This window comes from Pseudomonas sp. BRM28, from assembly GCF_002939405.1.
GTDB lineage: Bacteria > Pseudomonadota > Gammaproteobacteria > Pseudomonadales > Pseudomonadaceae > Aquipseudomonas > Aquipseudomonas palmensis.
In genome coordinates, this window is record NZ_PEFV01000001.1 from 5,864,029 (window position 1) to 5,878,731 (window position 14,703).

Consider the following 14,703-nt stretch of genomic DNA (forward strand, 5'->3'; position numbering starts at 1 on the left):
GGAGCCAGGCAATGCGTTCATCAAAGGTGATACATGTAATCAGCTGCCACGCCGAAGGCGAGGTCGGCGATGTGATTGTCGGTGGCGTCGCGCCGCCACCGGGCGACACCCTGTGGGAACAGTCGCGCTGGATCGCGCAGGACGACACCCTGCGCAATTTCGTGCTCAACGAACCGCGTGGCGGCGTGTTCCGTCACGTCAACCTGCTGGTGCCGCCCAAGAACCCGGCCGCGCAGATGGGCTGGATCATCATGGAGCCGGCCGACACCCCGCCGATGTCCGGCTCCAACTCGCTGTGCGTGGCCACGGTGCTGCTCGACAGCGGCATCCTGCCGATGACCGAGCCGCAGACCCGCCTGGTGCTCGAAGCCCCCGGCGGCCTGATCGAGGCCGTGGCCGAATGCCGGGACGGCAAGGTGCAGCGCGTGGAGGTCAGGAACGTGCCCTCCTTCGCCGACCGCCTGGACGCCTGGATCGAGGTCGAGGGCGTGGGCTCGCTGCAGGTCGACACCGCCTATGGCGGCGACAGTTTCGCGATTGTCGATGCCCAGCGCCTGGGCTTCGCCATTCGCCCCGACGAGGCCGCCGACCTGGTGGAGGTGGGCCTGAAGATCACCCGCGCCGCCAACGAACAACTGGGTTTTGTGCACCCGCTCAACCCCGGCTGGTCGCATATCTCGTTCTGCCAGATCGCCGCGCCCGTCGTGATGGAGAATGGCGTGGCCACCGGTGCCAACGCGGTGGTGATCCAGCCCGGCAAGATCGACCGCTCCCCCACCGGCACCGGCTGTTCGGCGCGCATGGCCGTGTTGCAGGCCAAGGGCCTGATGCAGGTGGGCGAACGCTTCATCGGCCGCTCGATCCTGGGCTCGGAGTTCCACTGTCGCATCGATTCGCTGACCGAAGTGGCCGGGCGCGCCGCCATCTACCCGTGCATTTCGGGGCGTGCCTGGATCACCGGTACCCATCAGTTGCTGCTCGACCCCGCCGACCCGTGGCCACAAGGCTACCGACTGTCGGACACCTGGCCCGGCGCCTGATCGCTAAGCCCTTGATTCACAAACCCTAAGCAAAAAGACCAGCAAAAACCCCGAAATAACGCTGGTCTGCTTCACACACATAAAATATCGTATACGAAATACTAACAACCACCGGAGACAACCAATGAGCAAGCGCATCAACTGGAGTGGCGTGTTCCCTGCGGTCACCACCCAATTCAACGACGACTTCTCCATCAACCTGGAAAAAACCCACCAGGTGATTTCCAACGTGATCCGCGACGGCGTGTCGGGCCTGGTGGTGTGCGGCTCGGTGGGCGAGAACACCTCGCTGACGGCCGAAGAAAAGATTGCCGTGACCGAAGTGGCGGTGGATGCCTCGCGTGGGCGTGTGCCGGTGATCTGCGGCGTGGCCGAGTTCACCAGCGTGCAGGCCGCCAAGGTGGCCAACGCGGTGCGCAAGGTGGGCGTGGACGGGGTGATGCTGATGCCGGCGCTGGTGTACGGCTCCAAGCCGTTCGAGACCGCCGAGCACTACCGTTACGTGGCCAAGCATGCCGACGTGCCGCTGATGGTCTACAACAACCCGCCGATCTACAAAAACGACGTGACCCCGGACATCCTGATTTCCCTGGCCGACTGCGACAACGTGGTGTGCTTCAAGGATTCCTCCGGCGACACCCGCCGCTTCATCGACGTGCGCAACGAGGTGGGTGACCGCTTCGTGCTGTTCGCCGGCCTCGACGACGTGGTGCTCGAAAGCATCGCGGTGGGCGCCGAGGGCTGGGTGTCGGGCATGTCCAACGTGTTCCCCAAGGAGGGCGAGACGATCTTCCGCCTGGCCAAGGCCGGACGCTTTGCCGAGGCCATGCCGATCTACGAGTGGCTGATGCCGATCCTGCACCTGGATGCCCGCGCCGACCTGGTGCAGTGCATCAAGCTGTGTGAAGCCATTGCCGGTCGCGGCAGCGCGCTGACCCGTCCACCGCGCCTGGCCCTGCCAAAGGACGACCGCGAGTTCGTCGAGCAGATCATGGCCAAGGCCCTGGCCAACCGCCCTGAACTGCCGGATGTCGGCCTCTGAGTGAGTGCCGGGCGGGCCTCTCTGCGGGGCCCACCCGGCGCGCCTGTTTTTCTGTCTTGCGCCTGCACAGGAAACGCCAGCATGAGCACTGCACACCCCTCTCCCCGCGCAACCACCGCCCCGGCGGGCCTCAAGCGTGTGGTAGCGGCCGCCATGGCCGGTACCGTCGCCGAATGGTATGAATTCTTTCTCTACGGTACGGCCTCGGCACTGGTGTTCGGCCAGTTGTTCTTTCGCCAGACCGACAGCCCCATCGACGGCATCATCGCCGCCTTCGCCCTTTACGCCGTAGGTTTTCTGGCCCGCCCGCTGGGCGGCCTGGTGTTCGGCCACTATGGCGACAAGTTCGGGCGCAAGCGCCTGCTGCAACTGAGCCTGGTGGTGGTCGGCATCACCACCTTTCTGATGGGCTGCCTGCCCGGTTTCGACAGCATCGGCTACGCCGCGCCCATCCTGCTGGTGCTGCTGCGCCTGATCCAGGGGTTCGCCTTTGGCGGCGAATGGGGCGGCGCGATCCTGCTGGTGTCCGAGCACTGCCCGGACAACCGTCGCGGCTTCTGGGCCAGCTGGCCGCAGGCCGGCGTACCGGCCGGCAACCTGCTGGCCACGGTGGCGCTGCTGGCGCTGTCGAGCACCCTGAACGAGGAGCAGTTCCTGGCCTGGGGCTGGCGCGTGGCGTTCTGGCTGTCGGCACTGGTGGTGCTGATCGGCTACTGGATCCGCACCAGCGTGGATGATGCCCCGATCTTCAAGCAGGCCCAGGCCCGCCAGGCGCAGCACAAGGTGCAGCAGCTGGGTGTGGTGGAAGTGCTGCGCCATCACTGGCGTTCGGTACTGGTGGGCATCGGCGCCCGGTTTGCCGAGAACATCCTGTACTACACCGTGGTGACCTTCTCGATCACCTACCTCAAGCTGGTGGTGCACAAGGACACCTCGCAGATTCTGCTGCTGATGTTCGGCGCGCACCTGCTGCACTTCTTCCTGATCCCGCTGATGGGCTACCTGTCGGACCTGGTGGGGCGCAAGCCGGTGTACCTGACCGGTGCGGTGCTGACCGCGTTCTGGGGCTTCGTCGGCTTCCCGATGATGGACACCGGCAACAACTGGCTGATCATGGCGGCGATCACCCTGGGCCTGGCCATCGAGTCGATGACCTATGCGCCCTACTCGGCGCTGATGGCCGAGATGTTCCCCACCCATGTGCGCTACACCGCCTTGTCGCTGTGCTATCAGGTGGCGCCGATTTTCGCCGGCTCCCTGGCACCGCTGATCGCCATCACCCTGCTCAACAAGTACAACAGCTCGACGCCGATTGCCTGGTACCTGGTGGGCGCCGCGGCGATCTCCATCGTCGCCGTCGGCCTGACCCGTGAAACCCGTGGCAAGTCGCTGCACCTGGTCGACGCCGAGTCGGCCGAGCGGGTTGCCGCCAGCACCGACACCGCCAGCGCTCGCGGCAACTCGCTGGCCTGAGCCCAACCCTTTCAACAGGAGGTCTGCATGACCGAGATCATCGGCCACAACTACATCGGCGGTGCGCGCAGCGCGGCCGGCAGCATCACCCTGCACAGCCATGACGCCACCACCGGCGACGCCCTGCCGTACCGTTTCACCCAGGCCACCGCCGAGGAAGTGGACGCTGCCGCCCGCGCCGCAGCGGCGGCCTACCCGACGTTTCGCAACCTGCCGGCCGGGCGCCGGGCGGAGTTTCTGGAGGCCATAGCCGAGCAGCTGGACGCGCTGGACGATGACTTCGTCGCGCTGGTAACCCGCGAAACAGCCTTGCCCACGGCACGGATCAAGGGCGAGCGCGGCCGCACCAGCGGGCAGATGCGCCTGTTTGCCCAGGTGCTGCGCCGGGGCGACTTCTACGGTGCGCGCATCGACCGCGCATTGCCCGAGCGCCAGCCGCTGCCACGGGTGGACCTGCGCCAGTACCGTATCGGCGTGGGGCCGGTGGCGGTGTTCGGCGCCAGCAACTTTCCGCTGGCGTTCTCCACCGCCGGGGGCGATACCGCAGCGGCGCTGGCGGCCGGCTGCCCGGTGGTGTTCAAGGCCCACAGCGGGCACATGGCCACGGCCGAGCACGTGGCCAACGCGATCATTCGCGCCGCCGAGCGCACCGGCATGCCCGAGGGCGTGTTCAACATGATCTATGGCGCCGGGGTGGGCGAGGCGCTGGTCAAGCACCCGGCGATCCAGGCCGTGGGCTTTACCGGTTCGCTCAAGGGCGGGCGCGCGCTGTGCGACATGGCGGCGGCGCGGGCGCAGCCGATCCCGGTGTTTGCCGAAATGAGCAGCATCAACCCGGTGCTGGTGCTGCCGCAGGCGCTGCAGGTGCGCAGCGAGAAAATCGCCACGGAGCTGGCGGCGTCGGTGGTGATGGGCTGCGGGCAGTTCTGTACCAACCCCGGGCTGGTGATCGGGCTGCGCTCGCCGCAGTTTTCGGCGTTTGTGGCGCAATTGGCGGCGACGCTGGGCGAGCAGCCGGCGCAGACCATGCTCAATGCCGGCACCCTGCGCAGTTATGCCAAGGGCGTACAGGCGTTGCAGGCGCACCCTGGGGTGAGCCATCTGGCGGGCAGTGAACAACAGGGCAACCAGGCGCAGCCGCAGCTGTTCAAGGCAGAAGTGAGCTTGCTGCTCGACGGTGATGCGCTGTTGCAGGAGGAGGTGTTCGGGCCGACCACGGTGGTGGTGGAAGTGGCCGATGCGGACCAGTTGCACAGCGCGCTGGCGAGCCTGCATGGGCAGTTGACCGCCACCCTGATTGCAGAAGCCGACGACCTGGCGCAGTTTGCCCAGGTGCTGCCGCTGCTGGAGCAGAAGGTTGGGCGGGTGCTGTTCAACGGCTACCCGACCGGTGTTGAAGTGTGCGATGCGATGGTGCATGGCGGGCCCTACCCGGCCACCTCGGATGCGCGGGGGACATCGGTGGGGAGCCTGGCGATCGATCGGTTCCTGCGGCCGGTGTGTTACCAGAACTGCCCGGATGATCTGCTGCCGGCGGCGTTGCAGGATGGCAACCCGTTGGGGATTGTGCGGTTGGTGGAGGGGGTGCAGAGCCGGGAGGCAGTGGCAGGCTGACGGGCCTCTTCGCCGGCAACGCCGGCTCCTACAGGAGCTGGCGTTGCCGGCGAAAGGATCAGTTCAGCAATGCCTTGAGGTCGTTGTACAGCGCCTCGGGGATCTGCACGCCCTCCTCCAGGCTGCGCTTGCGCGCCTCGAAGCGGCGCTGTGACGGCAGCCGCGCACCCTGCCCCTCGATGCCCGCAAACACCGCCTCCGCCCGCGCCAGGTGCGCCTCGGCGCCCGCCCCCAGAAACCGCTGCGGGTCCAGCGCGAGGATCAGCTCGCCATGGTACGGCGAGGACTTGCTGCCCGCGTCATAGGCCAGCGACTCGGCACTGGTCAGGTCGCCGATCAGCGGCCCGGCAATCAGCTCGACCATCGCCGCCAGCGCCGAGCCCTTGTGCCCGCCAAAGGTCAGCATGGCGCCACTGTCGAGCACCACGTTCGGGTCGGTGCTCGGCTGCCCCTGGGCATCCACGCCCCAGCCTTCGGGGATGGCCTTGCCGGCGCGCCGATGCAGCTCGATGTCGCCGCGCGCAATCGCGCTGGTGGCAAAGTCGAACACGAACGGGTTGGTGCCCGCACGCGGCCAGCCGAACGCGATGGGGTTGGTGCCAAACACCGGCTGGCTGCCCCCGGCCGGCGCCACCCAGGCATGGCTGGGGTTGCACGCCAGCGCCACCAGGCCGGCCTCGGTCAGTTGTTCGATCTCGACCCACAACGCCGAAAAGTGCACGCAGTGGTTGATGGCCAGGGCCGCGATGCCGTTGCTGCGGGCCTTGGCCTGCAGCATCGGCAAGCCGGCCTGGAACGCCAGCTGCGAGAAGCCGCCAGCAGCATCCACACGCACGATCGAGGGCACCTGGTCGATCACCTGCGGCTCGGCCGCCGCCGACACCTTGCCGGCCTTGAGCGAGTTCACACAGCCGATCACCCGGTACAGCCCATGGGAGGCGCAGCCATCGCGCTCCCCGGCGACCACCGTGGCCGTCACCGCTGCGGCGTGCGCCGCGTTGAAACCGTTGTGCAGCAGGATCGACTCTGCCAGTTCATGGGCTTGGGTAAGGGTCAGTCGAATCATGGTCAGCTCCTTGGACAGACCGTCCATCGTGCCCCATCGACCGGGGCCGGGCTTGATCGATTCGGACCACGGGCATGACGAACTTGGCACAGTGGCCAACAGCCCCCGACGCATACCCAGGGAAGCTGTTCAGTTTGTAATCAAACTGACGCAGCCCTTGTGGTACGCAGCGTGTAGCGCTTTATCCACAGAGCTACCCACTTTTTTTGTGGATAGCTTCAGCGCAGTTCGACCGGTTGCAGGTCGGCCCAGGATTCCACCGGGCCGGGGTTGCGCGGGTCGCTCGCGCCGCCCAGGCACACGGCAATCTTGTTCACGGCATTGAGTGCGCTGGTGACCGCGCCCTCGGCCCAGCCACCGGTCCAGGACACGTCGTCGCCGGCCAGCACGAAGCCGTAGGGCGTGGCATCGCCCACCCCGGTCATGAACTGCGCGAAGAGCCTGCGCTGGTAGGCGTACTGCCCGGGCAGGTTCATCTTGAAGGCGCCCAGATAGTGCGGCTGGTCCTCCCAGTTGAACTCGACGAAGGTGTTGCTGGCACTGTAGTGCGCGGCGAGGTCCACGTTGGGGTAGATGGCCTGCAGCAACGTGGTGCACAGCTGGGCATGCTGCGGCGCCGGCCTGGCGCGGTCGCCCAGGAACTTCAGCGCATCGTCGTTCCAGGTGTACGACAGGAAGATGCCGCTGCCGCGGTAGCCGCTTGGCGCCTGCGCGTAATCGACCAGGTAGGTGCCACGGGTGAGGCCATCGGACAGCGTCACGCTCAGCGTGCGTTCCTGCATCGGCCCCGGTCGTTCGTGCCAGAAGGGCCGCCGGGTGGCCGCGAAGATCTTTGCCGACTGCATGTAGTGAGTGTATTTGACGGCCTCCCAGGTCGCGCTGGGCAGCAGCGCGTCCATGGCCTTAAGTTGTTGCACGTTGCCGCTGGCGCGCAGCTTGTCGAGCACCCGCAGGTGCGGGGTGTAGACCACGTGGCCGATGGTCAGCCAGGCACTGGTATCGCGCTTGAGGTCGTGGACCAGTACCGAGAACTCACCGTTCGCCAGCGGGCTGATATGCCGGACTTCCTGGTTGAACGGCTCGGCGAATACCTGGCGGGTCATCGACTCGACGCTGCTGTCGCCCTGGCCGTTGGCGCAGGGGTCGCCCAACGCAGTGGGCGATTGCGTCCACAGCGCCCTGGGCAGTGCATCGGCGCCCTGGTACATGAGCCGGTGGCTGGCATCCAGCCCGGTGTACAGCACCCGCAGCACTTCGAGGATGCTGTTGGGGTAGTCGGTGTTCCAGCCACCGGTGCCGAAGCCGATCTGGCCGAACAGGTTGATCTGCTCGCGGCTCCACCCCGACTCCTGCAGCAGCGCCTGATAGAAACTGACGTCGTCCCAGCTGCGGCCGGCGCCGCAGTGGACGATGGCATTCCACAGGCGCTTGATGGCTTTCTGGTCGATGCTGCCTTCGGTCATGGCGGTTTCCAGTTCATGGAAGTGGAACGGCGCGCCCGCCAGAAAGGTGTCGAAGAACTGCTCTTCGAGCTGCAGGTACTCCGGTGGCACGGGGAACACCGGGCTGTCGTGCTCGTAGTACTTCACGCGGCCCTGGTAGTCGACCACGGTGCTGACTGCGGCCGCTGTGCCGGGGTTGGGAAAGTCCGCCGACTGCGCGGTCATGCCCACCTTGTCGAAGTAGTGGAACAGCGCCTTGCCGGATACCGGAAAGCGCATGGCGCCCAGCTCGCAGATAACCTCGGCGCCGGGGTCGCCCATGACCCTGGAATACAGCCGCCCGCCGATGCGCTCGCCGGCCTCCAGCACCACCGGGTGCAGGCCCATCTTCAGCAGTTCGTAGGCCGCCACCAGGCCGGCGATACCGGCGCCGACCACCAGCACCTTGCGGCCCCAGCACTCGGGCGGCACGCGGCACAGCGGCTGGCCGGCGGCACGAGCGGCGGCGAGGTAGTCGGCGTAGTGGAACGGGAAGTCCGGGACCAGCGCGGTCACGTCCTTGTTGCGGGCAAGTGGCGTCCTGCGGGGGCTGCGCGAAGGGATGGCGGACATGGCAGTGGCTCCTGAGGTAGTCGGGTTCTTCCGTTGAAGTCACAAAGACTGCCAGCGATGTGACTACTTTCAGAAAAGACCAGATCGACCCGGAGCACCAACACGCACCCGACCGGCGGCCTGTGACGTACACAGGCCGCCGGCGCGATTCAAGGTGCGGCTTTGTGGCGCGCCATGTAGTCCTCGTACTCGCGCGACATCACGTAGAGCTTGATCTGCTCGACCTCCTCGGGCTTGAGCGAATCGTCGAACGACGGCATGCCCAGTGGCTTGAGCGCGCCCTGCAGGACGATCTGCTGGAAGTGCTCGCGGGTGGCGTCGCTGGACTGGCGCAGGTCGGGGATCAAACCGCCGCTGATGGTGCCCATGCCGTGGCACACGCTGCAGAACTGGCCATACAACTGCTTGCCGGCCTGCACCTGCTCGGGTGCTGCGGTGACGGGCTGGGGCACGCGCTCGACCTTGGCGGGCGCCGGGGCCGGTGGCGGCAACTGCGCCTTGCCATCGAGGGCGAACACCAGCAGGCGGCTGCGGTTCTTCATGCCCGGCAGGTTCATCGACTCGCCGCCGGTCAGGGTGGCCACGCCGCCCCAGCCGGCCATGATCGCCACGTACTGACGCCCGGCCAGTTCGAAGGTCATGGGCGCGGCAACGATGCCGCTTTGCGCCTCGAACTGCCACAGCGCCTCGCCCTTGTCGGCGGAATAGGCATGCATCTGCCCCGCCGCAGTGCCCTGGAACACCAGGTTGCCGGCGGTGCTCAGGGTGCCGCCGTTCCAGTGCGTGGGGTATGGCACCTTCCAGGCGGCCTTCTGTTTGACCGGGTCCCAGGCCAGCAAGGCGCCGCTGACCACGGCGGCCGGCACGTCGGTGGCGTCGGCAAAGCCGGCGGCGGTGTTGAATGCCTTGCGGGTGACGAAGTCCTTGCCTTCGTTGCGGTACACACCGGGCACTTCCTGGTAGGGGATGTACACCAGGCCGGTGCCGGGGTTGAACGACATCGAATGCCAGTTGTGCGCGCCGAAGGGGCTGGGCCACATCACGATGGGCTCTTTTTCGTAGCGCACCCCAGGGGCCTCGACCGGCCGGCCGGTGGCGAGGTCGACCTTCTCGGCCCAGGTGACCTTGCCGAACTTCTCGGCCGAGATCAGCTTGCCGTTGGTGCGGTCGAGCACGTAGAAGAAGCCGTTTTTAGGCGCCTGCATCAGGACCTTGCGCGGTTTGCCGTCGATGTTCAGCTCGGCCAGGGTGATCTGCTGGGTGGCGGTGAAGTCCCAGCTGTCGCCCGGGGTGACCTGGTAGTGCCAGGCCAGCTTGCCGGTGTCGGGGCGGATGGCGAGGATCGACGACAGGTACAGGTTGTCGCCACCGCCCGGGCTGCGCACCTCGCGGTTCCACGGCGAACCGTTGCCGGTGCCGACGTAGAGCAGGTCCAGCTCGGGGTCGTAGGCCATGCTGTCCCACACCGTGCCGCCACCGCCGAGCTTCCAGTACTGGTCGCCCTGCCAGGTCTTGGCCGCTTCGCGCAGTTCGGGGTGCTCGTAGGGCAGCGCCGGGTCGCCCGGTACGGTGTAGAAGCGCCAGGCCAGTTTGCCGGTGTCGGCGTCATAGGCCGAGACGAAGCCGCGCACGCCGTATTCGGCGCCGCCGTTGCCGATGATGACCTTGCCTTTGACCACCCGTGGCGCGCCGGTGATGCTGTAGGGCTTGGCCGGGTCGGTGGTCTGCTGGCTCCAGATGGCCTTGCCGGTCTTGGCGTCGAGGGCGATCAGACGCCCGTCCAGGGTGCCGACGTAGACCTTGTCGCCCCACAGGGCCACGCCGCGGTTGACCGCGTCGCAGCACGAGGTACGGGCCTTGACCTTGGCCACCTCGGGGTCGTAGCGCCACAGCTCCTTGCCGCTGGCGGCGTCGACCGCGATCACCCGGCTCCAGGACATCGAGGTGTAGATCACCCCGTCGTGGAACAGCGGCGTCGCCTCCAGGCCGCGGGTGTTGTCCAGGTCCATGTACCAGGCCAGGCCCAGTGACCTGACGTTGCTGGCGTCGATCTGTTTGAGCGGGCTGAAGCGTTGTTCGGCATAGGTGCGGCCGTGGCTGAGCCACTCGCCGCCGGCCTGTTCGGTGGCGCGGATGGCGGCCTCGTCCACCCCGGCGGCAAGGGCTGCCAGCGGGGTGGCCAGGCACAGCATCAGCAATGAAGTACGCAAAGGTTTTTTCATGTTCGGTGTCCTCGGTGATGGCTGCAGGTGCGGGTCAGAACACCTGCATCAGGCGTACGTTGAAGCGGTCGCCTTCCTTGAAACCGTTTTCCACCGACTGGTCACGGCCATAGTTGAACAGCAGCTGGGTCTTGGGCGTGACGAACCAGCCTGCGCCCACCAGAAACTTGGCGGTGTCGGGTTTGTCGTGCTGGTCGACGCCGTCCAGGCGGGTTTCGCCGCCCCACAACCTGGAGTAGCCCACGCGCAGGTCCAGGCTCGGGGTGAGCTGGTAGCGCAGGAACGCCTGGCCCTGGTACAGCGCGGACTGGCGCAGGGTCAGGCCGGCGGAGGTGGCGTCGTCGTTCTTGCCGAACCAGGTGACGTCGCCGATCAGGTCCAGCCACCACTTGTCGCCCAGGCCCTGGATGTAGCCGGCCTGCAGCGCGAACTTCCAGCGGTTCTCGCCGATGTTGAGCGCGTCGTCGCGGTCGTAGCGGCCGGTGGGCACGTAGAGGAACGGGGTGATGCCGAAATAGGTCTTTTCTTCCGGGCGCTCCACCAGCCACACGGTGGAGGCCAGGATCAGGTCGCCGATGCCGCCATCGCTCTTGCCCAGGCCCGAGGTGTCGCGCTTGCCTTCGAGCTGGCCGAAGGGCAGCAGGAACTGCGGGTCGATGGTGAACCCGCCCAGCTTCATGAAGTGCACGCCCCTGAGAATGCCGATGTCGGAGTTCAGCCCGGCACGCACCGGCTGCTTGTGGCCACCGGAGTACAGCGAGCGACGTTCGGCATGCTGGTAGTAGACCATGCCCAGGTTGGTGCCTTCGGGCAACGCGGTGTAGTCCCCGGCGTCCACATCCACGGCGTGCGCCTGGCTGCCCAGGCAGCCGGCGAGGCCCAGCGTCCAGGCCTGTGCCCAGCCCAATGCAGTACGACGGCGGTGTGCCGGCACGCTTGACAGTACGGTCTTGCTCATCGAGTCACCTGTTTATTGTTTTTGTCGGATGAGCCACCCAATGGGCGGCACACAGGCCGTAGCAGGCTTCGTGCCAACGAAATTAATCCATTGATATCAATTGGTTGCGCTTTGAGGGCGTCAACCTGCGGTGAAGTGCCCGGCTGCCACCTGCCCCGTTGCAGGCCCGGTTTGCAAGGCTTTGCGGGATTTCTCAGGGGCGTCTCATGTGTCTCACCGTTTGTCTCGACCTAATACGCACAGAACCGGCGAAAGCCCTCCAAACCCCTGAAAAACAAGTACTTTGGTAGTAGAAAAAAGCTGGCACAAGGGTTGCTGAATGCCTCGGGTTCCTTTCAATAACAAGAGAGCCACACCCATGACCCATGCCTTCCCGGTTCACAGTGATACCCAGGCGTTCGTGCAGCGCCAGCACCGCATGCTGATCGGTGCCGACTGGCGCGGCGCCAGCGATGGCGCCACGCTGCAACTGCTCAACCCGGCCAACGGCCAGGCGCTGGCCCAGGTGCCTGCCGCCACGGTCGAGGATGTCGACCAGGCGGTACGTGCCGCGCGCCAGGCGTTCGATGACTCGCCCTGGAGCCGCATGCGCCCGCGCGAGCGCCAGAACCTGCTGTGGAAGCTGGCCGACCTGATCGAGCGCGATGCCCAGGTGTTCGCCGAGCTCGAATGCCTGAACAACGGCAAGAGCGCGCAGGTGGCGCGGGTGATGGACGTGCAGATGGCCATCGACTCGCTGCGCTACATGGCCGGCTGGGCAACCAAGATCGAAGGCACCACGGTCGACCCGTCGCTGCCGCTGTTCGACGGCGAGTTCCATGCCTATGTGCGCCGCGAGGCGGTGGGTGTGGTGGGTGCCATCGTGGCGTGGAACTTCCCCCTGCTGCTGGCCTGCTGGAAGCTGGGGCCGGCGCTGGCCACCGGGTGCAGCGTGGTGCTCAAGCCGGCGGACGAGACCCCGCTGAGTGCGCTCAAGCTGGCCGAACTGGTACTGGAGGCCGGCTACCCGGCGGGCGTGTTCAACGTGGTCACCGGCGTGGGCGCGGTGGCCGGTGCGGCGCTGTCGGCGCACCCGCTGCTGGACAAGGTGACCTTCACCGGCTCGACCGAGGTGGGCAAGCTGATCGGCAAGGCGGCGATGGATTCGATGACGCGGGTGACGCTGGAGCTGGGCGGCAAATCGCCGACCATCATCCTGGCCGACGCCGACCTTGAGGTGGCCGCTGCCGGTGCCGCCAGCGCGATCTTCTTCAACCAGGGGCAAGTGTGCTGCGCGGGGTCGCGCCTGTATGTGCACCGCAAGCATTTCGACCGCGTGGTGGCCGATATTGCCGGCATCGCCAACGGCATGAAGCTGGGCAATGGCCTGGACCCGAGCATCGACATGGGCCCGTTGATCTCGGCCAAGCAGCAGGCACGGGTGGGCCGCTACATCGACATGGGCCGCGAGCTGGGTGCCAAGGTGGCGTGTGGCGGCGAGTACTACGGGCCAGGGTATTTCGTGCAGCCGACGGTGATTGCCGACGTCGACCAGCAGTGCCCGCTGGTGCAGGAGGAGATTTTCGGGCCGGTGCTGGTGGCGATTCCGTTCGACGACATGGACGAGGCGATTCGCCTGGCCAACGACAGTGCCTATGGCCTGGGCGCGAGCATCTGGTCCAACGACCTGGCGCAGGTGCACCGCATGGTGCCGCGCATCAAGTCGGGCTCGGTGTGGGTCAACTGTCACAGTGCGCTGGACCCGGCGCTGCCGTTTGGCGGCTACAAGCTGTCGGGCGTGGGGCGCGAGATGGGCGCGGCGGCCATCGAGCATTACACCGAGCTGAAGTCGGTGGTAATGAAGCTGTAGGCGGCAGTTGGGGCCGCTCTGCGGCCCGATCGCGGGTCAAGCCCGCTCCCACAGGAGGGGGCTTGCGCCGTGATGGGGTCAGCCCAGTACAGGGCGGAAGAAACTGCGCTCGTAGCTGATGATGCACCGGGTGTCTTCGGCGTACTTGAACGCGGCGATGCACTCGGCGTCGGTTTTCGATTGTTCGCGGTAACGTTCGTACGCTGCCAGGCTCGGGAACGAGAACATCGCCAGGGCGACGTTGTTGGCGCCTTCGCTGGGCAGGAAGTAGCCATGGTGCTGGCCGCCGAATTTCTCTACCAACGGTATCCACATGCGCCCGTAGGCTTCGAACTCTTGCAGCTTGTAGGCATCGACGATGTAGCGCAGGTAGCAGGTAACCATTGCAGCACTCCATGAAAGGGACCGGCAGCGAGCCTAGTGGGCGTCACGGGCGGGCGTCAATACGCGACAGGTGCAGCGAGCATCAGCGCTCGCACCGTTGAACCCGCGTGCAGCCCTTCAGCGGGTCGGTGCCGCCGGCGCCTGTTCGATGTGGCGCAGATGGCTTGAAGGCACCCAGCCGGCCTGCGCGTCGCGCGGCCTTGTGCACCAGGACCAGCCGTTGAGCGACCTCACGCAGAGCACTTCATCGCCAATGTCCACGTCCAGCTCCCTGGCGGTGTAGTCCTCGCGCGCGCGGCCTGCCTGCTCGCCCAGCCTTTCGATCACCTGCGCCGGCACCCAGCCACCCTGCTGGCCGGGCGTGGTGCAGAAGTACCAGTTGTTCCATCCTTCATCGCCCTGGTACACCTCCCCCACCTCCAGCACGGCCCCCTTGGCAAAGGTGATGGGCTGAGGGAATTCGCTGCGGTGCGCTTTAATCACGCGGTATTGCATGTGTCTTCTCCTTGGTGAACTGAAGCCGGTGCCCACCCAGCGGCGCGGCTGTGCGAAAATAGCGCCTTTGTTATCAACAGGTTGGAGATGTACGGTTTGGTTACACACTATTCGGCGAACGGCGCCAATGCCGCCTGCGGGCGTACCAGTCAGACCCTCAACAGCACTCAGGCAGCGGATCAGGTGTCGTGCAAGTCCTGCCTGCGCTCGCTGGCTGCCCCCGACTCGGCAGCCGTGGCCGCCAAGGCCAAGACCCCTTCGCTGGCCGAACTGCGCAAGCAGCGCCAGCAACAGGCCGCGCCGGCGCCGGTGCCCGCGTTCAGCGTCAAGGCCAGCTGGCAGGCCCGCCTGAGCAGCCAGGCCGACCGTTGCCGCCTGCCACGCGGTGCGCGCAAGCAGATCTGCGTGTGACCCCCGGGCAGGCCGGCTTGCTGTGGCAAGTCGGCCTGCCCGCCGCTGCCCTGCAACGGATAATCGAGCGGTTTTCATAACCGCGCGCCTGACGA

The 14,703-nt window shown here is 66.4% G+C and carries 12 protein-coding genes; 6 read left to right on the top strand and 6 right to left on the bottom strand.

All coding sequences use genetic code 11. The features are described 5' to 3' along the window. Positions 1-11: 11 nt before the first annotated feature. From CR917_RS26785 to CR917_RS26800, 4 genes are all read left to right on the top strand, one after another. A complete protein-coding gene (locus CR917_RS26785) occupies positions 12-1,040 on the top strand; it encodes a proline racemase family protein (RefSeq protein WP_104573022.1) in 1,029 nt (342 codons plus the stop codon). Positions 1,041-1,164: 124 nt separating this feature from the next. Beyond that, entirely contained in the window at positions 1,165-2,082 is a 918-nt protein-coding gene (locus CR917_RS26790) for a dihydrodipicolinate synthase family protein (protein WP_043861054.1), read from the top strand. Positions 2,083-2,163: 81 nt separating this feature from the next. Next, positions 2,164-3,555, top strand: coding sequence for a fosfomycin efflux MFS transporter AbaF (abaF, locus tag CR917_RS26795; RefSeq protein ID WP_078480790.1), 1,392 nt, complete (start codon positions 2,164-2,166; stop codon positions 3,553-3,555). Between the two features lie 27 nt (positions 3,556-3,582). Next, positions 3,583-5,169, top strand: a complete 1,587-nt coding sequence (locus tag CR917_RS26800) for an aldehyde dehydrogenase (NADP(+)) (protein WP_104573021.1) — start codon at positions 3,583-3,585, stop codon at positions 5,167-5,169. 58 nt (positions 5,170-5,227) lie between these two features. Here CR917_RS26800 and CR917_RS26805 read toward each other — a convergent pair whose 3' ends face one another. The 4 genes from CR917_RS26805 to CR917_RS26820 all read right to left on the bottom strand — a co-directional run bounded on the left by CR917_RS26805 (position 5,228) and on the right by CR917_RS26820 (position 11,469). Next, entirely contained in the window at positions 5,228-6,235 is a 1,008-nt protein-coding gene (locus CR917_RS26805; RefSeq protein WP_104573020.1) for an Ldh family oxidoreductase, read from the bottom strand. A gap of 218 nt (positions 6,236-6,453) precedes the next feature. Further along, the gene (locus tag CR917_RS26810; RefSeq protein ID WP_104573019.1) at positions 6,454-8,289 is read right to left on the bottom strand and encodes an NAD(P)/FAD-dependent oxidoreductase; all 1,836 of its coding nucleotides are present in this window, start codon (positions 8,287-8,289) and stop codon (positions 6,454-6,456) included. 149 nt (positions 8,290-8,438) lie between these two features. Then, positions 8,439-10,511, bottom strand: coding sequence for a PQQ-dependent dehydrogenase, methanol/ethanol family (locus tag CR917_RS26815; RefSeq protein WP_058541185.1), 2,073 nt, complete (start codon positions 10,509-10,511; stop codon positions 8,439-8,441). Between the two features lie 34 nt (positions 10,512-10,545). Then, positions 10,546-11,469 carry a transporter gene (locus CR917_RS26820; protein ID WP_052504233.1) on the bottom strand — a complete coding sequence of 308 codons (924 nt, stop codon included), beginning with the start codon at positions 11,467-11,469 and terminating at the stop codon, positions 10,546-10,548. Positions 11,470-11,827: 358 nt separating this feature from the next. On the opposite strand from CR917_RS26820, the gene CR917_RS26825 reads away from it, so the two are divergent. After that, entirely contained in the window at positions 11,828-13,318 is a 1,491-nt protein-coding gene (locus CR917_RS26825; RefSeq protein ID WP_043861048.1) for an aldehyde dehydrogenase, read from the top strand. Between the two features lie 78 nt (positions 13,319-13,396). On the opposite strand, the gene CR917_RS26830 is transcribed toward CR917_RS26825, so the two are convergent. Together CR917_RS26830 and CR917_RS26835 are read right to left on the bottom strand one after the other, a co-directional pair. Then, on the bottom strand, positions 13,397-13,702 hold the full coding sequence (locus tag CR917_RS26830; protein WP_043861047.1) for an NIPSNAP family protein: 306 nt from the start codon (positions 13,700-13,702) through the stop codon (positions 13,397-13,399). A 117-nt stretch (positions 13,703-13,819) separates the two neighbouring features. Beyond that, on the bottom strand, positions 13,820-14,197 hold the full coding sequence (locus tag CR917_RS26835; RefSeq protein ID WP_104573018.1) for an SH3 domain-containing protein: 378 nt from the start codon (positions 14,195-14,197) through the stop codon (positions 13,820-13,822). A 96-nt stretch (positions 14,198-14,293) separates the two neighbouring features. Between CR917_RS26835 and CR917_RS26840 the strand changes: the two genes are divergently transcribed. Beyond that, complete coding sequence (locus CR917_RS26840; protein ID WP_043861086.1) at positions 14,294-14,608, top strand: hypothetical protein; 315 nt, start codon at positions 14,294-14,296, stop codon at positions 14,606-14,608. The last annotated feature ends 95 nt before the right edge of the window (positions 14,609-14,703 follow it).